Source organism: Haloarcula sp. CBA1127, from assembly GCF_001485575.1.
Taxonomy (GTDB): domain Archaea; phylum Halobacteriota; class Halobacteria; order Halobacteriales; family Haloarculaceae; genus Haloarcula.
Genome location: NZ_BCNB01000006.1, coordinates 2,870,755 through 2,889,802 on the forward strand (window position 1 = coordinate 2,870,755; position 19,048 = coordinate 2,889,802).

Here is a 19,048-nt window from a genome sequence, read left to right on the forward strand (position 1 = left end):
CGATTTACTCGGTGAGCTTGATCATGTTGCCGTTGCGGGTGATGTGGAGGTCCCGTCCGGCTTTGTAGCCCATGTTTTCGGCGAGGTCGACGTACGGTGCGAAGCCTTCGAGGCTCTGGTGAGCCGGAATGATGTTCTTCGGCTGAAGCGCGTCGATCATTTCGTAGTGGCCCTCTTCGCGGAGGTGGCCCGAGACGTGGATGTCGTCGTAGATGCGTGCGCCCTGCATGCCCAGAAGCTTCTCGGACTGGTAGCGCTGGCCCTCGTTGGTCGGCTCTGGAATGACCCGAGCCGAGAAGAGGACCTTGTCGCCGTCGTCTAGCTCGTAGGGCGTCTCGCCGCGGCCCATGCGGGTGAGCATCGCGCGTGGCTCGCCCTGATGGCCGGTGACGATCGGGAGGAAGTTCTCCTTGCCCTCGTTCATGATCCGCTTGAACGTCCGGTCGACGGACTTTCGGTGGCCGTACATCCCCAGGTCCTCGGGGAAGTCGACGAAGTCAAGCCGTTCGGCGGTGCCGGAGTACTTCTCCATCGAGCGACCGAGCAGCACCGGCTGACGGCCGATGTCGTCGGCGAACTCGACGAGGCTCTTGACACGAGCGATGTGTGAGGAGAACGTCGTCGCGACGATACCGCCGTCGTAGTCGGCGACGCTGTCCATCACGTCTTTGAGGTGGCGACGCGCCACGGACTCGGAGGGCGTGCGGCCCTTCTTGCCCGCGTTCGTACAGTCCTCGATGTAACAGAGGACACCTTCGCCCTCACGGCCGATCTCGCGGAACCGCTTCATGTCGATTGGGTCGCCGATGACCGGGGAGTGGTCCATCCGCTTGTCCAGCCCGTAGACGACCGAGCCTTCCGGCGTGTGGAGGACAGGGTTGATGGCGTCGATGATGGAGTGCGTGACGTTGACGAACTCCAGTTCGTTGCGCTCGCCGATGGACATCGTCTCGCCAGCGTCCATCTTGACGAGGTCGTTCTGGACGCCGAACTTCTCCTCGCTCTTGATCTGCTGTTTGACGAGTTCGATAGTAAAGGGCGTCGCGACGATCGGTGCGTCGTAGCGGTGGGCGAGCTTGGATATCGCACCAATGTGGTCGAGGTGACCGTGTGTCGGGACGATAGCCTTCACATCGCCTTCCAGGTCGGACATGACCCGGTCATCCGGAATGGCACCCATGTCGATGAGGTCCAGCGAGTGCATCCGTTCCGTTTCGACGTTGTCGTGAATCAGTACCTTCGAGAGGTTCAGGCCCATGTCGAAGATGACGACGTCGTCCCCTGCACGGACGGCCGTCATCTGTCGGCCTACAGCCTCGTAACCGCCAATTGTCGCAATTTCGACTTCCATGGTTGTAGCTCCGAGTGGAAAGCCGGCCGCGGGCATCCGGTGGGGCACGGCAACGACGGTATCTGCAATGTAGGCGACTTCGTCCGCGTCGGCGCTCCAGGCCAGTCGGGTACGCCCGTAGCCTGTGCAACCGCAGTGGGAGGGACTTCCGTCCCGCAACTTACATCCGCCGTCTGCCGGCCGCCAAACCGCAGTCCACGGGCGGCCGTGCGCTCGGTTACTTCGGACTACAACGGCGCTTCTTAAAACGGTGTGGGTTCGTCGCTACTCGTCGTCTAAGGGGTCCGAGAGCGGGTCGTCGTCACTGGAAACGTCGAAGCCAGTGACACCGTCGTCCGCGAGCGTCGCGTCCTCGTCGTCAGTCGCGTCCGCGTCCTGAGGCTCCGCCTCGCCCTGCACGCTCTCGTCGACCCCGGAGCCGGATTGCTCGTCACCAGTGCCGCCACCGAACAGGTCGTCCGTCGTCCGCGGGCCACCGGACGTGTCTTTCTCACCAGATTCGTCGAGTAATCGGGTGTCCTGAGTCACGGCGTCATGCTGGTCCGCCTCGTCGGTATCCGGCGTGCCGGCACCAGTGGGTTCGGTATCGGCGTCAGATTCGGTTTCCCAGTCGTCGGCTGGCGCTGGTTCGTCCGCTCCCCAGTCGTCAGCCGCCGCGGGTTCCTCGCTCCGTGTATCGAACTCCGCAGGGTCCGGCGGAGTCCACTCCTGTGGTTCCGTGCTCGGCTCCGGTTCCTCGGCGGCGTCCTCAGCGAGCAGATCTCGATCCGACTGCGCGCTGGGTTCGGACTGCGGTTCTACCGTTTCCGAGTCACCGGCGAAGTCCGACGGTGATGGCTCCGCAGTGGTGTCGTCCACCGCTTCAGGTTCTGGTCCGGCAACGTTTTCGGCCGGCTGCTGGTTCAATATCTGTTCGTCCTGCTCCGCCGGGGCTGTCTCTACCGCGTCTTCGTCCGTCACCGGGTCCATCGCGTCGTCCGCTAACGGTGGTTCCCGTGTGTCGTCGATTCCAAGAGCGTCCTCATCAGTCGCCGGGCCGTCGTCCGTCACCGGGCCAGCATCCGTCGCTGGGTCAGCATCTGCCAGCGGATCGTCGTCGGCCGCCGTCACCGGCGCGTCGTCAGTCCCGGCCGTTGCAGTGTCGGAGGAAGCAGACGGCGCTGCTGCGTCGGATGGGTCAGGGTGTTGCTGTGCGGGCGCGTGGATTCCCGAGTCACCGGCCGAGTCAGTGTTCGGCTCGGAGTCCGCGACCGGTTCCGAAACTTCAGACTCGCCGGTCGCCGGCTCGGCAGCCGGGTCAGCAGCCGGGTCAGCAGCCGGCTCGGTATCCTGAGAAACCGCCGGCTCAGGCCCAGCCGGCCCTGGCGTCGGCTCGTCGGACTCCGAAGTCGGTTCGGTAGCCGCTGCGGCACTACCATCGACAGTTTCAGTTGCTGCCTGATCGCTTGTTGGAGGACTGGCGGCCGCCATATCACTCGTATCACGCCGTGCTGTCTGGGCCGCGAGCGTGCCCGCCATCGTCGCGTCGGCGATGAGCTTGTGGGTCAAGCCGAGCACGCCGGAGAGCAACAGGAGGCCACCGAGCGCACCGACGACGATGCCGAGTACCGCACGATAGCCCGCGTTCCCCGAGAGCGAGCCGAGCGAGCCGTTCTGTATCAACACGTACCCTGCAGCGATGAGGCCGCCACCGACGCCGGCGACGACAAGTAATGTCCCGAGAAACCTCGTTCCGTATCGATAGACGTCGGTCAGACCTACTGCAGACATAGTCGCATAATTGATAACAGAGGACAAATATGTTACGACGGTTGAGGAAGTGATATTTAGCTTACCTGTCCGTCGAGAGCAAGCAGTGATACCGCTCCGTCGGCCAGTTTGAGTTTGACTTCGAGTAATCGCGCTCTGAGCAGAGTTCACTGACGACAAGACTGGTAGTCCCGTCAGCCAGCGTCATCACCAGCGATAGTCGTCCCCGGACTCTCACCGGCGAGAAACGCAGAGAGCGCGTCGGGGCCGAACACGAGCGCAGGGGCCGAGAGTGCGAGCAGCGCACGGACCTTGCCGGCCATCCCGCCCGACACGTCCGTCGCATCGCTCCCACCAAGGGCTGATGCTACAGCCTCGAATGCCTCGACGCGGTCGATAACGACCCCGTCTTCGTCGAGCACGCCAGGAACGGTCGAACAGACGCCGACGCGGTCAGCATCGACAGCGGGCGCGAGTTCGACGACCAGTTCGTCGCCGCTCAGAACCGTCGCGCCCGCGCCGGTATGTACGACGAGGTCGCCGTGAAGGACTGGGACGAACCCCTCATCAAGCAGCGTCGTGACCTGCGCCGTCGGCAGTGAGAGGTCGCCGTCGGCGTCGCGTGCGGCCGCCGAGAACGGGTGGACCGGAACAGCCGGAACTCCTGCCTCGGAGAGTGCATCTACGACAGCGGCGTTGAGGCGGCACATCGCACCGTGGATGGCCTGTACGCCCGCCACGTCGTGAGTTCCCTCGGTCGTGCTGACGCCGTAGTCGGCGGCGTGGTGGTGGCCGAAGCTCCCGCCGCCGTGCACGATGACGATGTCCTCGCCGACTGCCGAGTCGGCGATAGCTGACACCGCGGCCGACAGTGCGGTTCGGTCGACCGTCTCGGGTTCATCTTTTTCCGTGATGACGCTCCCGCCGAGTTTGAGGACGACTGTCATTCCTGCCGGACTCCGTCGGTGTCCAGCTCGGCCCGGAAGACATCCTCACACCCCGGTGTGTACTTCAGCGCCGTGAGTGCGTCATCCGTCTCGTCCAGCGCGACGATACAGCCGCCGCCACCAGCCCCGGTGAGTTTCGCGCCGTGGGCGTCGGCGTCGCGGGCCGCCCACACCATCGAGTCTAGCGACCGCGAGGAGACGCCCAGCGCCGAGAGCAGTCCGTGATTGAAATCCATCAGCTCCCCGAGCCGTTCGTAGTCGCCCGTTCCCAGCACTGACTCACCCTCGCGGACGATGTCGCCGATTGCCGTGACGGTGTCGGCGGCGAAATCGTACCTCCCGCGGAGGTCCCGAACGCCGGCGACCAATGCTCCAGTATCGCCGGCCCCACCGTCGTAGCCGATGACGAAGGGGAGGGTGTCGATGCCCTCCAGCCGCCGGCAGTCGTCGCCCTCCACGCGGACCGCCCCGCCCATTGCCGAGCAGAACGTGTCCGCCCGTGAGGCTTGCCCGTCCTGAACCGCGTGTTCGACCTGATAAGCGCGGTCGGCGATTTCGCTCGCCGGCAGTTCGACGCCAAGTTCTCTCGTCGCCGCGTCTATCGCCGCGACGACGAGCGCGGCCGACGAGCCCAGCCCCGCCCCGAGCGGGATGTCGCCCTCGACGGATATCTCGAAGCCCGCTTCAGGCGCATCGGCCGCGTCACGGGCCTGTGCGACCGCTTCGTTGACGTATCCCATCCCAGCTTCGACGAGCGATTCGGCGACATCCACGTCCGGATGGCTCTCCCCATCACCGGAGTACTCGACGGTAAAGCCGTCCAGTTGCAAGTCGTTCGCGTGGATACGTAATCCCTCGTCGATCTCGGTTGCCGTCACGTGCACCCGCCGCTCGATGGCGCAGGGCACCGCCGGCTCGCCGTAGACGACCGCGTGCTCCCCGAACAGGTACACCTTCCCGGGAGCGCTCGACGTGACCATACCCGCTCGTGTGCACCCCGGGCGTTAGGCGTTTTCGGAGTCGCCGGTCAGGACGACTGTCGGAGCCCTATTCGGACACAGTGGCAACGTCGGTAAATTCGAACCGTGCGCCGCCGTCGGTCCCGCTCTCGATACGGACCGTCCAGCCGTGGGCGTCGGCGACCTGTTTCACGATGCTCAGGCCGAATCCGGTTCCCTCTACCGCCGTCGAGTAACCGGCGTCAAACACGTCTCCGTGGTCGGCCACAGGGATGCCGTGACCGTCGTCCGCGACGTAGAAGCCGTCGGCCAGTTCGCCCACGATCACAGTCACGTCGTCACCGCCGTGTTCGATCGCGTTGCGGACGAGATTCTCGAACAGTTGGCGGAGGCGGCTCTCGTCGGCGCGGATGGGTCGGGCTATGTCAGTGCGGAGCGACGCGGCTTTCGTGTCGACGTTTTGCCAGCACGTCTGGACGAACGGTTCGAGGTCGACCACGACGGGCGACGCAGGTGACGCGCCGTCGCGTGCGAGCGTGAGCAGGTCGTCGATGAGCGTATCCATTCGCTGGTGTGCCCCGTCGATGGCGTCGATATGCTCGCTATCGGACTCCTCACGCAGTAGTTCGAGCTGTCCGCGCGCGACGGTCAGCGGGTTCCGCAGGTCGTGGCTGACGACGCTGGCGAACTGTTCGAGCTGTTCGTTTTGCTGTTCGAGTTCCTGCTCGCGTTCCTTGCGCTCCGTGATATCGCGGCTGATCGCCAGAAACCGGTCGTCGCCGTCGAGGCTGAGTCGGAGCAGATGTACTTCGACCGGCATCGTCGACCCGTCGCGGCGTTCGTACAGGCCTTCGAACTTGCGGCGCTCGTCGACACTGAACCCGGAAAGCTGGGTCTGCACGTCCTCTGCGTCGAACAGCAGGTCGAACTCCCAGATCGACCGTCCAAGCACCTCGCTTTCGTCGTACCCCAGTTCCGCGCAGAACCGCTGGTTCACGTCACAGATCGTTCCGTCGGCGTCAAGCACGTCGATCATGTCCGGTGAGTTCTCGAAGAGGGCTTCCAGCCGCGACGACGTTTCTTCTAACCGTTTCTCGCGTCGTTTCCGCTCCGTGATATCCTGCTGGAACCCGACGTAGTTGACGACCGTCCCGTCGTCGCGAACCGGCGCGATCCGAATCCTGTTCCAGAATTCGGTCCCGTCTTTCCGGTAGTTCCGGAGTTCGACCGTCACCCGCTCCTCCGCGTCAATGGCGTCCCGCATTGTAGCGACGGACTCCGGATCGGTGTTCTCGCCCTGTAGCATTCGGCAGTTTTTCCCGAGCAACTCCGGAAGCGAATAGCCAGTCAGGTCGCGGTAGTGGTCGTTGGCGTATATCAGCGGATTGTCCGTCTGGCCGGGGTCGGTGATAACGACACCGACCGGAGCCTCGTCTATCGCGCGCTTGTTCCGGAGTAGCTTCTGCTCACGCTCTTTCCGATCGGTGACATCCCGAGCGACGCAGACGATGCCGTCGATAACACCATCGACGACCAGCGGCGTTAGCTGGTACGCGACCACCGCGTGTCCGTGGCCGGGGAACTCTGCTTCGATTTCGCCGCTAAGTTGCTCCCGCGTTCCGTCGAGCAGTTCCTGGTACCAGTCTGTCTTACCCTCGGCTCGAATACGCGGAACGAGTCTACTGGTCTGTCCTTCGAGCGCAGCGCGCGTCGTGTCGTACCACTCTGCTATGGTTTCGTTGACGATTTCGAACCGGCCCTCGGCGTCGTAGATGCAGGCCGCCTCCTGCATGGAGTTGACCATCCGCTCGTAGCTCTGGAGCGCTCGGTTCTGCTCGCTGGTAGCCTGCTGTGAGCGGTAGTGGTCGACGGCGTCCGTTATTCGGTTCGCCAGCCCGGCATACTGCTCGGAACCCGGCTCTTTCCTGAGGTAGTCTGTCACACCGGCCGAAATTGCCGCGCTGGCGACTGCCTCGCTCCCCTGTGCGGTGTAGATAATAAACGGGAGGGCCGGGTACTCGTCGCGGACCATTTCCAGAAGGTCAATGCCGTTCCGTTCGGGCAGGGCGTAGTCGGAGACGAGACAGTCTACGGTATCGTCAGCCAGCCTCGCCACAGCTTCGGTAGCAGAGCGCGCCGTTTCGACCGTGAAACGGCCGTTCTCGCGTTCAAGCGCCGTTGACAGCGTTTCGGCGTCCTCCGAATCGGTGCCGACGTAGAGGACCTGAACCCTGTCGTCCCCGTTGACAGCGGTCTCAGACGTCATTCGGTATCCCATTCGAGTCCGGCCGTTTCGCCGGGATAGACGTCGCTCCACTGGTCAAGAGTAGCCGGAGCGATATGGCTCTGGAAACTGTTTTGGGACAGGTCCGGTCGCAGGACAACTGCAAACAGCGCGGGACGATTGCCGCCAGTGATGTTCTGCAGCAGTGTCATGGTGGTCAAGTAGTCGGCTATGAACGGAGTTCTCCCACAGTGACCGTGGCTGAAATCGGTCACCGGGGAGACGTTCAGGTCCGCTGTTCCTGCACGCTCACACGAGGTTCTGCAGTAAATAGCTGATGACCAAGTCGCTGTCACATCGATCCCGTACTGGGGGACGACGGCGACACCGGAGTGGCCACGTCAGGGTCTGCGCTACCGTTCCTGCACGCGCATCGACATTTTCTGTCGCGGATGGGCAGTCAGCGACGGCAACAGTTCCAGCGGCGTGTCCCCTTGGAACTCCAGTCGGTACTGGCTGGCCGTCGTTGCAGTGATGAGTTGCGCTTCGAGCATGGCGAGATGCTTCCCGATACAGTGGCGCGGGCCACCGCCGAAGGGGAAGTAGGCGAACCGCGGGCGTTCGCTCGCTCGCTCGGGCTTCCAGCGCTCCGGGTCGAACACCTCGGGGTCGTCGTAGAACCGTTCAGAGCGGTGGACTCCCCACTGTGGGACCATCAGCGTCGTCCCGGACTCGACATCGTAGCCCGACAGCGTCACGTCTTCGGTTGGTTCCCGGAAAATGGTGTACACAGGCGGGTAGAGCCGCATCGCTTCCTGAATTACCCATTCGAGGTAGTCCAGTTCGCGGACGTGTTCCATCCCCGGCCGGTCGTCGCCGATGACATCGTCGAGTTCCTCGTGGACGCGCTGTTCGACCTCGGGGTGTTCCGACAGCAGGAACCAGGTGTAGGTCAGCGTCAGCGCCGTCGTGTCGTGGCCCGCAAGCAGCATCGTCATCATCTCGTCGCGCAGTTGCTCGGGCGACTGGTTTCCATCGTCGCGAGCGCGCAAGAGCACCGACAGGAAATCCATCGGGCCGTCCTCGGCCGTCCCAAGTGATTCTTGACGGACCGCGATGATGTCGTCCAGTACCTCGTCCAGCGTCCGCACGGCGCGGTCGAACTCAGCGTCGTCGGGCATCGGCATCCACTGGGGCATGGCGAACCGGATCGGGTCCGGTTCGAACCGCTGGCCCAGCGGCAGCAGTTGTTCCTCGATAGTCTGGACTCGCTGCTCTGAGAGTTCGACACCCATCATTAGGTCCAGAATCACGTCCAGCGTGACCCGGGTCATCGACTGCTCGGCGTCGATGACGTCGCCGTGGGACCAGTCGGCGATGCGGTCCTCCGCGTGGTCGGTGATGCGGTCGGCCATCCCCGACAGTCGCGCCATCGAGAACGCGGGGTTCGCGAGCTTTCGCTGCTGCTCCCACGTCTCTCCCTCGCTCAGCAGCAGCCCGTCACCCAGCAGGTCCCCCAGCGCGTCGCCCTGGAAGTCGGGCTTGCGGAACTGGTCGGCCTCCGAGACCAGCACGCGCTCGATCGCCGTCGGGTCACACAGCATGACCGTATCCATCGGCCCCATGTCGAATCGGGCGACGTCGCCGTAGGCCCGCTCTAGCGCCGAGATGAATCGGAACGGGTCCCGAGCGTACGTGCGACTACTGCCGAACAGCGGTTCGCCCTTCGGTCCGGGCGGCGTCTTTGACATCAGCTACTGTTAGTGTCGAACACGCTTGAATGGTATGCCAAATGTCGAAAAGAGCGTGGTTCAGGCACGTTTAGAGCCAGCGGTCGGCGTCTAGGTTCCAGTCGGTGTGTCCCCTTACCCAGACGCCGCCGAGACCACCGAGGGCGCTGAGGCCGACAGTGTACAGCAGAAAGAACGCGAACACGAGCGCCAGAAACAGGTCGTATCCGGGTGCTCCGGGCGGAATTCCGAACCCGAGGAGGCCGGCGATGTACAGCGCTGGAATGAAGAGGGCAAGCAGGGGGACCATCGCGCAGACGCCGGCCAGCGTTCCCAGCCAGACCCCGGTTCGGTAGCCGCCGCCGTGGTTCGCTGCGGCCACGGCACCGCCAGCTACCGATGAAAAAGGGATGAACGACAGCGCAACCGTGACGAGAGCCCCGATACCGGCGCTGGTCACCGACTCACGCATATACGTTCGTAGTAGTTGCATCCCCAGTGATGTAGTTACCGCCAGCGCGGCTGGCCGATCAATCGCCGATGGTCGTGTCGTATCTGACGTAGTTGCCCAGCCAGCCGCCGAGGGCACTCAGACCAAGGAAGTACGCAGCCGTTGTGAGCGTTCCCAGAACGAGCACGAGCAGCCCCATCGCGCCGAACACGCCCAGCGCTTCGGGAGCGAGCGCCAGAACCACGGTCAGGAAGACGAACACGACCACGAAGAAGACCAGCGATATCGCCAGCCCGACGACGCCGGACAGCAATCCGACACGGACGCCGTCGTCTCGCTCGCCGCCTTCGAGATAGCCAGCGATGCCACCGCCAAGGAGCGGTGCGAGCGGGACGAACCCACTCAGCAGTGCGGTCGCGACAGCACCGATGATAGCGTTGACGAACGTGTCTCCTTCTGCCATTTCCCGGAGCTACTCCGGGGCTCATGGTATGTTTTGTGTTGGCGACACCGGCGTCGCCACTTGTGCGGCAACGGGCCGGAAAACGAAACAGTTCAGCGACGTTAGATGTCGGACTCGAAGTCGTCGAGTCCGTACGTCGGCTCGGCACCGCGGCGGTCGAGCGTCTCGTTGGCCAGCAGCCAGTAGACGACCGACAGCGCCTTTCGCCCCTTGTTGTTCGTCGGGACCACCAAGTCGACGTTCGACGTGGTGTTGTTGGAGTCACACATCGCGATGACCGGGATGCCGACCGTGATGGCCTCCTTGACAGCCTGGGCGTCACCGATCGGGTCGGTGACGACCACGATGTCAGGCTCGATGTAGCCGTCGTAGTCGGGGTTGGTCAGCGTGCCGGGGATGAACCGACCGGTGCGGACGCGCGCGCCGATCGCTTCGGCGAACTTCTCGGCCGGGAACCGGCCGTACTGGCGCGACGATGCGGCCAGGATCTGCTCCGGCTCGTAGTTGGACAGGAAGTCCGCGGCGGTGCGGATGCGCTCGTCAGTCATCGAGACGTCCAGCACGTAGAGCCCGTCGGTCCGGACGCGGTGGATGAACCGCTCCATGTCCTGGGTCTTCTGCTGGGTCCCGATGTGGACACCGGCACCGAGGTAGTCCTCGACAGGGATGAGGAGGTCGGCTTCCGACTGCTCGTCGGGCATGACGTCCTCGTCCAGCTGTGGGCCGGCGGCCTCGTCGGCGTCGGCCGCTTCGTCGGCGTCCGCGTCGTCATCAGTTGGTTCGGCCTCTGTCGCCTCTTCGGCGTCGTCGGCGGGCTGTTCGGCTTCCGTTTCGGTCTCCGCGTCGACCGCTTCGTCGTCCTCGTCGGACGGGTCGAAGTCGGAATCGGACGCGTCGAGACCTTCTTTTTCGTTGCCGCTCATACTGCGTTGTCCTCGATACGGATTAGTTCGTTCAGCTTGGCTGTGCGCTCGCCGCCGACCGCGCCGGTCTTGATGAACGGTGCGTCAGTGGCGACAGCGAGGTGTGCAATCGTCGTGTCTTCCGTCTCGCCGCTGCGGTGGGAGACGACAGACTCGTAGCCGCTTGCCGTTGCCAGTTCGATGGCGTCGACAGCGTCGGTAAGTGTCCCGATCTGGTTGGGCTTGATCAGGATGGAGTTCCCGGCGTCGGCGTTGATACCGGCCTGCAGGCGCTCGACGTTGGTGACGAACAGGTCGTCGCCGCAGACGAGCGTCTGGTCACCGACCTGTGCGGTCAGGTCCGCGAAGGCCTCGTAATCGTTCTCGTCGAGTGGGTCCTCGACGTAGACGAGGTCGTACTCCTCAACCTTCCCGGCGATGTACTCTATCTGCTCTTCGGTGGACTTGACGCCGTCGTCGTAGACGTAGCCGTCCGCCTCGTCATCGTAGAGTTCCGCGCCAGCGACATCAAGGCCGAACGAGATTGCGAAGCCGAAGTCGTCGGCGACGGTCTCGACGGCCTCGTCCATGATCTCGAACGCTTCGTCGTCCGAAACCGACGGTGCCCAGGCTCCTTCGTCGCCCTTGCCCGCTGGCAGGTCGCGGTCGGCCAGGATGTCGTGGACTTCCTGGTGGACCGCAGCGTTGGCGAAGACAGCCTCTTCGACGCTCGGTGCGCCGACGGGGGCTGCGAGGAACTCCTGAATGTTCGTGGCATCCGCGGCGTGCTCGCCGCCACCGATGATGTTGCCCAGCGGCGTCGGGTACTCGTTGCCCCGGAACGTGCCGCCGAGATGCTGGTACAGCGGTGCGCCCAGCACGTCAGCACCGGCCTTTGCGGCCGCCATGGAGATGGCGACGGCGCTGTTGGCTCCGATGCCGGAGAAGTCGTCGGTGCCGTCGGCGGCGTGCAGCGCCGCGTCGACGTCACGCTGGTTCCCGGCGTGGACCTCACCGATGAGTCGCGGGAGTGCCTCCTCGCGGGCCTTGGCAATGGCCTCGTTGGCGGGGAGTTCGATGGCCTCGTACTCGCCCGTGCTTGCGCCGCTCGGTGCCTTGCCACGACCGAAGCCCCCACTCTCGGTGAGAACGTCGGCCTCGACAGTCGCGTTCCCGCGGGAGTCGAGGACGCGGCGGAGTCGGATGTCAGTGATGAGCGTCATCGTTAATCACTCCTGTTGACCGTAAACGGTAGGACGCCAGCGTCGTACTCCTCGGCGGCGATGAGTATCGGCTGGGTGTGTTCCGTCTCGATGAGCACGGGAGCACCGTGGGCCAACTGCAGCGCTCGTGCGCCGAGTTTGCGGGCCTTCTCGTAGCGGCTTTCCTGTGCGTTCATTGGTAGGGTGAGACGATGTCGACGAGGTCCTTGTGCGAGACGAGCATCCGGCGACAGCAGTGCCGCTCGACGCCGAGTTCATCAAGGACCTTCTCCGGGTCCTCAGGCTCCTCGGCCTCGCGGGTGCGTGCTTTGAACTCTTCCCAGTGCTCGCCGACGACGTTACCGCACGTGAAACACCGAACCGGTACCATCATACCTGTATCACCTTAGCGGTACGATTTCTGGTAGCGGGCCCGCGCACCGGGGCCGCCCCACTTCTTGGGTTCGGACTGGCGAACATCGTTGACCAGCAGCGAGCGGTCGAACTCCATGAACGCATCACGGAGTTCGGCGTCGTTGGTGTGGTCGACAAGTCCGCGAGCGATGGCGGTTCGGGCGGCGTCTGCCTGCCCCATGACGCCGCCACCTTCGACGGACACTTCCACGTCGACCTCGCCGCGGAGGTCGTCCTCGGCAATGCGGAACGGTTCCAGCATCTTGAGCTGCGCCAGCTCGGGGTCGACGAGTTCGACCGGCTGCGAGTCGATACGCACGCGGCCCTCACCCTCGCGAACGGTTGCGCGGGCGACGGCGGTCTTCTTCTTGCCAGACGTGTTCGTTACCATGTCTTGTTCGCTCCAAGCGTTTCGCTGATCTCGCCCAGCGTGACGAACTTGATGTTCGACAGTCGGTCAAGCGACGTGCCGTCTAGAACCTCGCCGTCCTCGTCGTACGGGTTGCCGAGGTAGACACGGACGCTCTCGAACGCCTCGCGGCCACGCTGCTTCTTGTGGGGCAGCATGCCACGGATGGTGCGTTTGAAGATGCCGTCCGGTCGCTTGGGGTAGAAGTACCCGTTGTCGTTACCGATGTCGACACGCTTCTCGTACTTCTCTACGATCTGCTCCTCTCGGCCGGTGATCACGGCGCGTTCGGCGTTGACGACGGCGACCGTCTCGCCATCGAGAGCCTGTTCGGCGACCTGTGATGCGACGCGGCCCATGATACAGTCGCGGGCGTCAACGATGACATCCGCGTCGAATTCTGCGACGCTCATCGGATCACCCGGACGTGGGAGCCTTCTGGGTTGTTTTCAATTGCCTGTTCGAGTGATACAGCCTCTCCAACCTGGTCGATCTTCGTCTCGGCGGTTCCGGAGAAGTCGACAGCGGCGACGGTGACGTCCTTCTGCAGGACACCGGAGCCAAGCACCTTGCCGGGCACAACGACGGTTTCGTCTTCCTGGGCGTATCGTTCGATACGGCCGAGGTTGACTTCCGCGTGTGTGCGCCGTGGCTTTTCTAAGCGCTCGGCGACGTCGCCCCAGACAGCACCGCCCGAACTGCGGGCGGCTGACTTCAGGTCGGCGATGAGACTACTGAGTCTCGGGTTCGTCTTACTCATATGATTCCTCCGTTGTGGGAAAAGTGCAGGGAGCAGGATTTGAACCTGCGGACCCCTACGGGACAGCGCCCTGAACGCTGCGCCGTTGGCCAAACTTGGCTATCCCTGCGCGCGATTGTTCGTTTTGCGTGCCCCGTAAAACCCCTTTCGGTCCTCGCGCTCGGGGAGCGGGCGGTCATCGGTAGTGGTGGGGTGTGTCGGGGCATTGTATCGTTACAGCTGGACTGCGTCTTTCAGTTCGGTCGCGCGGTCACGCAGCGTCTCGACCGCGCGCAGGACCAGTTCCTCGGTGGTGAACGACCCGTCCGTCTCGACGTGGAACACGAACGCGTTCGGCACGTCCGATACCTCGACGTCCTTGCCGGGGTAGCGGTTCCGAAGGTCGTTGTCGAACTCATCTGTCGCGACGAGTTCGCCGTTGGTGGCGTCGCCGGCGGCGTGTTCGGCCGCCTGCTCTTCGATGACGCCACGCAGGATGTTCGGATCGTCGTCCTCGAACTCGCCGAGGTCGCCAACGACCTCCACCTGCTGGAGGTGTCGGTAGCCGACGGCCACGCCGCCCTGATGTTTGGCGTGCTCCCGACCAGTATCGAGGATGGCGTCTGCCTCGACTTCGAGACGTTGGCCCTCCTTGAGGTCGATGATCGGGATGTTGTCGTCGGCGGCCTCGACCATCGGGTCCGAGGAGACGAGGTCGCTGGAGTAGGCCGTGCTCGGCCCGTCGACGGACAGCGACAGCGTCACCTCGTCGCCGATCTCGAAGTCGTCGAGGTCGGTCGTCAGCGGGACCAGTCCCAGTCGGAGACCGATCTGCTCGTTGAACATCACGCTGGTGTTCTCGATGACGCGGACGGTGTCGATACTGAACGTCGGTACGTCCGCGACCATCGCTCGCCGGATGCCGTTGGCGAAGGCTGGCGTGATGCCGCGCACGAGGATCCGCGCCTCGCGCTCGCCGCGTTCGACGAACTCAACCTCGTAGTCCTGTGTCATTGGTTAGAATCCGGAGTTCTTGGGTGCACGAGTGCCGTCGTGCGGGGTCGGCGTGACGTCCTCGATGCGACCGATCTCCAGGCCCGCTCGGGCGAGTGCGCGGATCGTCGCCTGCGCACCCGGACCGGGCGAGGTCTGGAGGTTGCCGCCGGGACCGCGGACCCGAACGTCGACGCCTTCGACGCCACGGTCGAGGGCCTTCTCCGCAACGACCTCGGCCATCTGCATCGCCGCGTACGGCGATGCTTCGTCGCGGTTCTGCTTGACGACCGTCCCGCCGGAGCTCTTTGCGAGCGTCTCCGCGCCGGTCTGGTCGGTGATGGTGATGATCGTGTTGTTGAACGATGCGTGCACGTGGGCGATGCCCCAGATGTCTTCGGTGTCTTCACTCATTCTTGGGCCTCCGCGCGCTCAGGATGGAGTTCGTCCGACAGCGAACTGTGCTCGTCGAAGCCGACCGAACTCTCGACGGCGGTCTCCACCGTCATGCCGGGTCGGGTGACACGGGCGTCGTCCAGCACGATGTGTCCGTGGACGATGAACTGGCGGGCCTGCTCGGGCGTGTTCGCATAGCCCTTGCGGTAAACGACCGTCTGCAGGCGGCGTTCCAGCACGTCAGTCACGTCAAGCGACAGCACGTCGTCAAGCTGGTCCTGCTCGTTGAGGATGCCGTAGCGCTTGAGTCGAGCGAGGAACTCCTCGGACTCGGTCTCGTGCTCGCCGGCGCTGCCCAGCAGCTTCCGTGCCTCACGGCGGTAGCCACGAAGCTCGGACTGTGCGCGCCAGAGCTCTTCTTTGTTCTTCAAGCCGTAGCGGCCGATGAGGTTGGCCTCGTCGGCGATACGTTCGCCCTGGAAGGGATGATTCGGCGTCTCGTAGAACTTCGTGTTTGAACCAAGCGCCATTATTCGTCATCCTCCGCAGCGGCTTCCTCAGCCTGCTCTTCCTTGATCGCCTCGACGTTGACGCCGATGGTTCCCTCCGTCCGGCCAGTGGACTTGGTACGCTGTCCACGGACCTTCTGGCCGCGCTTGTGTCGGACACCGCGGTAGGAGTCGATCATCTTCATGCGGTTGATGTCCTGCCGGCGGGTAAGCTGGAGGTCGTTACCGGTCTCGTGGGTGGTCTCACCAGTGAAGTAGTCCTTCTGGTGGTTGGTCATCCACTCGGGCACATCGTCGGCGAAGTTCTCGACGCGGTCGACGACGCGCTCGATGACGTCGTCGTCGAGCTTGCCGAAGACAGCGCGCCGGTCGACGTCCGCCTTCTGGGCGATAATTCGGGCGGCCCGGTGGCCGATACCGTTCAGTTCTGTCAGTGCTCGCTCGACGGATTTCGTCCCGTCGAGGTCTGTCTGTCCGATACGGACGAAATAGCGGATGTCCTCCTCCTCTTCGGCATCCGCGTCCTCGCCCGCGTTGGGGTCTTCTGCACTCATATGTAGGTACTGATGGGTGAGCGTCGTGGCGGGGATTCGAACCCCGGAGGCTGTACGCCACAGAGTTAGCAACCCTGCGCCTTGGGCCAGGCTTGGCTACCACGACACGCGTTCTATGACACTCGCGCCCGCAGCACGCGGACTCGGGGGCCGACCCCCCTACACGAGTCTATCCGATTCTATTCCGGGGTTGTATTTAAACGCAACGAAGGGGGCCGGGCGCGTGAGAGTGACGCACAGTCAGATAGCCGTCGACAGCTATAGTAACAATTGACATGGTTTACACACCAATCGCACTGCTGTCGTGCGATCGGGTGTGCATTGAGTTTCAATGGCTACTACAGTACCTCGTATCCCAGTTGCGCCATAGATTTCCTACCGTATATGTCCTGAAGCAGCGTCAGTAGATACTCAGTCGCCCGCAGCTTCTTTGTCGACCCTGAAACCGAGACGACAGTGTGGCCGTCCTCGCGTCGGATAGAGATCTCCTGAGTTGCGTAGTGGTCCCCGTCGTACGTCGTCGTAATCGTCAGCCCGTCCTCGGTGTCGGCCGTCTCGTATCTGGCGACGTGGGACCGTCCGAACGGCGAGACCGTGTATTTGTAGCCATCGTCGGTCTCAGTTACTTCAGTGGCCCGTCCCCAGGTGAGTGCCATGGTCGGCGGCTTCGGACCGAGAAACTCTGAGCGGACCGACTCCGGTGATTTGTCCGTCACGAATTCGGTCTGCCCGTCGGTATTGACGAGTCGAACGAGTAGCCCGACCCCGAGAGCCATGATGAAGAAACCGGCACCCGGGAGGGCAGTGAACTCCCAGATCAACCAACACAGCGACAGCACGGCGACTAGTATCGCGGCGTTGGCCAGATATTCAAGCCGCTGATACCGCTGTACTATAGCATCTATTTCCGACATGAGATTTATATTTTCTCTTTTTCTATTGGTAATAAAATCATTGCATCGGGTTTCACAGCCGTGAGGGTACACTGACCCCGAACGGAAGCAACTAGTGGCCAGTGCCCCTCTCCATAGTATGGAACCGCGATTCGCCACTGACGGCGGCACCACAGTCGGCCCAACCGACCGCCAGGCGCTCCGAGAACATCTCGAACAGTTCGCCGGCGAGGATCGGGTGACCGAAGCGCAGGACGGGACACTGACCGCCGAGTTCAGTGGGTCGACGTACTTCTCGGTCGACCCCGAGGGCCGCGTCGAGGGTGAGATGCCCCTGCACGCGTTCGACGGACCGGTCGACAGCCTCCGATTCGACCACAAGCGCGGTGAAATACGGGCTTCGGCCGACGACAACGCGGTCAGCTACACCTTCCGGCGGCCGTCGAGGTAGCTAGTGGGTGGGACTCAGTCGTCGGCGGCGGCCAATGGCTCATCGACTGGCCCACTCAAGGCGGTTGACGAGTCCGGCATGTACTCGATGAGTTGAGTTGGAGTCCGTCGTTCGCGGCGACGTGGTCGACCATCTCGGGGACGTACCCCGCGGTGGATTCGAAGACAACCATGTTCAGCTTCAACGTCCAGGCCAGGGTCTAGTGCTGCTTCGACGCACGGCTCGGTCCGAGACGCCTCCCTTTGGTCGGCATCGCTTTCCCTGCGTCACAATCCTTATCGCATCTCCGGAGCCTATCCACGTGCATGAATACAGACGACGTACGCGAGCGCCTGCGAACGGTCGAGGACCCGGACCTTGGGGACGACATTGTCTCGCTCGGGCTGATCAACAGCATCGACGTGACCGACGATCAAGTCAGCATCGACCTGGCGCTCGGTGCGCCGTACTCGCCGACGGAGACGAGCATCGCGAACGAGGTCCGCGAGGCGCTGGGTGACCTTGACCGCGAGATCGACCTCTCGGCGAGCGTCGACCGCGGTGTCCCGGAAGCAGAGGACCCACTGCCGAAGGTCAAGAACGTCATCGCAGTCGCCTCGGGGAAAGGCGGGGTCGGCAAGTCAACCGTCGCGGTGAACCTCGCCGCCGGCCTCTCACGGCTCGGCGCTCGCGTCGGCCTGTTCGACGCCGACGTGTACGGGCCGAACGTTCCGCGGATGCTCGACGCTGACGAACAGCCGCAGGCGACAGAGGACGAAGAGATAATTCCCGTCGAAAAACACGGGATTCGGCTGATGAGTATGGACTTCCTCGTCGGCAAGGACGACCCAGTTATCTTCCGCGGTCCGATGGTCGACAACGTCCTCACGCAGCTCTGGGATGACGTGCTCTGGGGCGAACTCGACTACATGGTCGTGGACCTGCCGCCGGGGACCGGGGACACGCAGCTGACGATGCTCCAGCAGGTGCCCGTCTCCGGGGCCGTCATCGTCACCACGCCGGAGGAAGTCGCCCTCGATGACGCCCGGAAGGGACTCCGGATGTTCGGTCGCCACGAGACGCCGGTACTTGGCATCGTTGAGAACATGTCCTCGTTCGTCTGTCCAGACTGTGGTGGGACACACGACATCTTCGGGAGCGGCGGCGGCCGCGAGTTTGCCGACGAAACGGAGATGCCGTTCCTCGGCGAGATTCCGCTCGACCCCGAAGTCAGGGAGGGCGGCGCCACTGGCGAACCGCTTGTGCTTGACGAGGACAGCGACGTTGGCGAGTCGTTCCGCGACATCGCCGCCCGGACCGCCAATATGCAGGGCATCATCCACCGAAAACGCCAGAGCGACAGCCAGCGCGCTCAGCCCGAGCAGTAGCGGGCTGTGACTGAAGAGAGCAGTAGCTCAGGTACCGCGGGAGACAGAGAGAAAGAACCGAGTTACGCTTCGACCGGGTTGTTCATTTTCCGGGTGACGTAGCCGGCGATACGGTTGCGGACACCCTTGGACTCGATGTTGGTCAGTTCCTCGACGACATCTTTGTTGTGTTCGAAGTCTGCACCGAAGGCGTCAGGGTATCGCTCCATGAGGAGCGTCCCGGTCTTCTTGACGTAGGCGGGTTTGATTGCCATGCGCGCTACTTGCTTGGTCGCACTCAAAAAGGGTTCGGAACGGACTACGCACGCGAATGTTTATCAGTAGGGGTGGGACGACCCGCAACCG

The 19,048-nt window shown here is 63.5% G+C and carries 24 protein-coding genes, 2 tRNA genes and 1 pseudogene; 2 read left to right on the plus strand and 25 right to left on the minus strand.

The annotated features are described in order from the left end of the window. Nucleotides 1–4 precede the first annotated feature (4 nt). The 23 genes from AV059_RS18920 to AV059_RS19030 all read right to left on the minus strand — a co-directional run bounded on the left by AV059_RS18920 (nucleotide 5) and on the right by AV059_RS19030 (nucleotide 16,906). Entirely contained in the window at nucleotides 5–1,351 is a 1,347-nt protein-coding gene (locus tag AV059_RS18920) for a ribonuclease J (RefSeq protein WP_049939126.1), read from the minus strand. 264 nt (nucleotides 1,352–1,615) lie between these two features. Continuing rightward, nucleotides 1,616–3,121, minus strand: a complete 1,506-nt coding sequence (locus AV059_RS18925) for a hypothetical protein (protein ID WP_058997024.1) — start codon at nucleotides 3,119–3,121, stop codon at nucleotides 1,616–1,618. A gap of 173 nt (nucleotides 3,122–3,294) precedes the next feature. Further along, entirely contained in the window at nucleotides 3,295–4,047 is a 753-nt protein-coding gene (locus AV059_RS18930) for an isopentenyl phosphate kinase (RefSeq protein WP_058997027.1), read from the minus strand. Continuing rightward, nucleotides 4,044–5,027 carry a mevalonate kinase gene (gene mvk, locus AV059_RS18935; RefSeq protein WP_058997029.1) on the minus strand — a complete coding sequence of 328 codons (984 nt, stop codon included), beginning with the start codon at nucleotides 5,025–5,027 and terminating at the stop codon, nucleotides 4,044–4,046. Before mvk ends, AV059_RS18930 begins: the two co-directional genes overlap by 4 nt. A gap of 67 nt (nucleotides 5,028–5,094) precedes the next feature. Then, the gene (locus AV059_RS18940; RefSeq protein ID WP_058997031.1) at nucleotides 5,095–7,272 is read right to left on the minus strand and encodes a PAS domain S-box protein; all 2,178 of its coding nucleotides are present in this window, start codon (nucleotides 7,270–7,272) and stop codon (nucleotides 5,095–5,097) included. Further along, on the minus strand, nucleotides 7,269–7,442 hold the full coding sequence (locus AV059_RS18945) for a hypothetical protein (protein ID WP_228841842.1): 174 nt from the start codon (nucleotides 7,440–7,442) through the stop codon (nucleotides 7,269–7,271). Before AV059_RS18945 ends, AV059_RS18940 begins: the two co-directional genes overlap by 4 nt. Before the next feature lie 201 nt (nucleotides 7,443–7,643). Beyond that, nucleotides 7,644–8,981: a cytochrome P450 gene (locus tag AV059_RS18950; protein WP_058997035.1), complete on the minus strand. Its 1,338-nt coding sequence runs from the start codon at nucleotides 8,979–8,981 to the stop codon at nucleotides 7,644–7,646. Nucleotides 8,982–9,051: 70 nt separating this feature from the next. Further along, nucleotides 9,052–9,432, minus strand: coding sequence for a DUF5518 domain-containing protein (locus AV059_RS18955; RefSeq protein WP_058997038.1), 381 nt, complete (start codon nucleotides 9,430–9,432; stop codon nucleotides 9,052–9,054). A 58-nt stretch (nucleotides 9,433–9,490) separates the two neighbouring features. Continuing rightward, entirely contained in the window at nucleotides 9,491–9,874 is a 384-nt protein-coding gene (locus tag AV059_RS18960; RefSeq protein ID WP_058997039.1) for a DUF5518 domain-containing protein, read from the minus strand. Nucleotides 9,875–9,975: 101 nt separating this feature from the next. Further along, nucleotides 9,976–10,797: a 30S ribosomal protein S2 gene (gene rpsB, locus AV059_RS18965; RefSeq protein WP_058997041.1), complete on the minus strand. Its 822-nt coding sequence runs from the start codon at nucleotides 10,795–10,797 to the stop codon at nucleotides 9,976–9,978. Next, entirely contained in the window at nucleotides 10,794–11,999 is a 1,206-nt protein-coding gene (eno, locus tag AV059_RS18970) for a phosphopyruvate hydratase (RefSeq protein ID WP_004963339.1), read from the minus strand. The genes rpsB and eno overlap by 4 nt, the downstream gene beginning before the upstream one ends. A 2-nt stretch (nucleotides 12,000–12,001) precedes the next feature. Continuing rightward, nucleotides 12,002–12,175 (minus strand): DNA-directed RNA polymerase subunit K, encoded by a 174-nt coding sequence (locus tag AV059_RS18975; protein ID WP_004516796.1) that lies wholly within the window; start codon nucleotides 12,173–12,175, stop codon nucleotides 12,002–12,004. Continuing rightward, on the minus strand, nucleotides 12,172–12,372 hold the full coding sequence (locus AV059_RS18980; protein ID WP_004516797.1) for a DNA-directed RNA polymerase subunit N: 201 nt from the start codon (nucleotides 12,370–12,372) through the stop codon (nucleotides 12,172–12,174). The genes AV059_RS18975 and AV059_RS18980 overlap by 4 nt, the downstream gene beginning before the upstream one ends. 12 nt (nucleotides 12,373–12,384) lie before the next feature. Next, a complete protein-coding gene (locus tag AV059_RS18985) occupies nucleotides 12,385–12,783 on the minus strand; it encodes a 30S ribosomal protein S9 (RefSeq protein WP_004516798.1) in 399 nt (132 codons plus the stop codon). Further along, a complete protein-coding gene (locus tag AV059_RS18990) occupies nucleotides 12,777–13,214 on the minus strand; it encodes a 50S ribosomal protein L13 (protein WP_004593558.1) in 438 nt (145 codons plus the stop codon). The genes AV059_RS18985 and AV059_RS18990 overlap by 7 nt, the downstream gene beginning before the upstream one ends. Further along, entirely contained in the window at nucleotides 13,211–13,561 is a 351-nt protein-coding gene (locus AV059_RS18995) for a 50S ribosomal protein L18e (RefSeq protein WP_004516800.1), read from the minus strand. Before AV059_RS18995 ends, AV059_RS18990 begins: the two co-directional genes overlap by 4 nt. A 24-nt stretch (nucleotides 13,562–13,585) precedes the next feature. Next, nucleotides 13,586–13,670, minus strand: a tRNA-Leu gene (locus tag AV059_RS19000). A gap of 104 nt (nucleotides 13,671–13,774) precedes the next feature. Further along, the gene (locus tag AV059_RS19005) at nucleotides 13,775–14,554 is read right to left on the minus strand and encodes a DNA-directed RNA polymerase subunit D (protein WP_058997043.1); all 780 of its coding nucleotides are present in this window, start codon (nucleotides 14,552–14,554) and stop codon (nucleotides 13,775–13,777) included. A 3-nt stretch (nucleotides 14,555–14,557) separates the two neighbouring features. Continuing rightward, on the minus strand, nucleotides 14,558–14,947 hold the full coding sequence (locus AV059_RS19010; RefSeq protein ID WP_005535604.1) for a 30S ribosomal protein S11: 390 nt from the start codon (nucleotides 14,945–14,947) through the stop codon (nucleotides 14,558–14,560). Then, nucleotides 14,944–15,459, minus strand: coding sequence for a 30S ribosomal protein S4 (locus tag AV059_RS19015; RefSeq protein ID WP_004593562.1), 516 nt, complete (start codon nucleotides 15,457–15,459; stop codon nucleotides 14,944–14,946). Before AV059_RS19015 ends, AV059_RS19010 begins: the two co-directional genes overlap by 4 nt. Continuing rightward, the gene (locus AV059_RS19020) at nucleotides 15,459–15,992 is read right to left on the minus strand and encodes a 30S ribosomal protein S13 (protein WP_005535607.1); all 534 of its coding nucleotides are present in this window, start codon (nucleotides 15,990–15,992) and stop codon (nucleotides 15,459–15,461) included. The genes AV059_RS19015 and AV059_RS19020 overlap by 1 nt, the downstream gene beginning before the upstream one ends. A 21-nt stretch (nucleotides 15,993–16,013) precedes the next feature. Beyond that, nucleotides 16,014–16,098: transfer RNA gene (locus AV059_RS19025), tRNA-Ser, on the minus strand. A 232-nt stretch (nucleotides 16,099–16,330) separates the two neighbouring features. After that, a complete protein-coding gene (locus AV059_RS19030; RefSeq protein ID WP_058997045.1) occupies nucleotides 16,331–16,906 on the minus strand; it encodes a hypothetical protein in 576 nt (191 codons plus the stop codon). A gap of 118 nt (nucleotides 16,907–17,024) precedes the next feature. On the opposite strand from AV059_RS19030, the gene AV059_RS19035 reads away from it, so the two are divergent. Further along, nucleotides 17,025–17,336: a hypothetical protein gene (locus tag AV059_RS19035; RefSeq protein ID WP_058997048.1), complete on the plus strand. Its 312-nt coding sequence runs from the start codon at nucleotides 17,025–17,027 to the stop codon at nucleotides 17,334–17,336. A 71-nt stretch (nucleotides 17,337–17,407) separates the two neighbouring features. Here the strand turns inward: AV059_RS19035 and AV059_RS22835 are convergent. Further along, nucleotides 17,408–17,551 (minus strand): annotated as a pseudogene (locus tag AV059_RS22835) (GTP 3',8-cyclase MoaA); the annotation flags it as partial. A 90-nt stretch (nucleotides 17,552–17,641) separates the two neighbouring features. On the opposite strand from AV059_RS22835, the gene AV059_RS19040 reads away from it, so the two are divergent. Then, the gene (locus AV059_RS19040) at nucleotides 17,642–18,703 is read left to right on the plus strand and encodes an Mrp/NBP35 family ATP-binding protein (protein ID WP_058997050.1); all 1,062 of its coding nucleotides are present in this window, start codon (nucleotides 17,642–17,644) and stop codon (nucleotides 18,701–18,703) included. A gap of 62 nt (nucleotides 18,704–18,765) precedes the next feature. On the opposite strand, the gene AV059_RS19045 is transcribed toward AV059_RS19040, so the two are convergent. Further along, the gene (locus tag AV059_RS19045; protein WP_004516807.1) at nucleotides 18,766–18,957 is read right to left on the minus strand and encodes a 30S ribosomal protein S17e; all 192 of its coding nucleotides are present in this window, start codon (nucleotides 18,955–18,957) and stop codon (nucleotides 18,766–18,768) included. Nucleotides 18,958–19,048 lie beyond the last annotated feature (91 nt).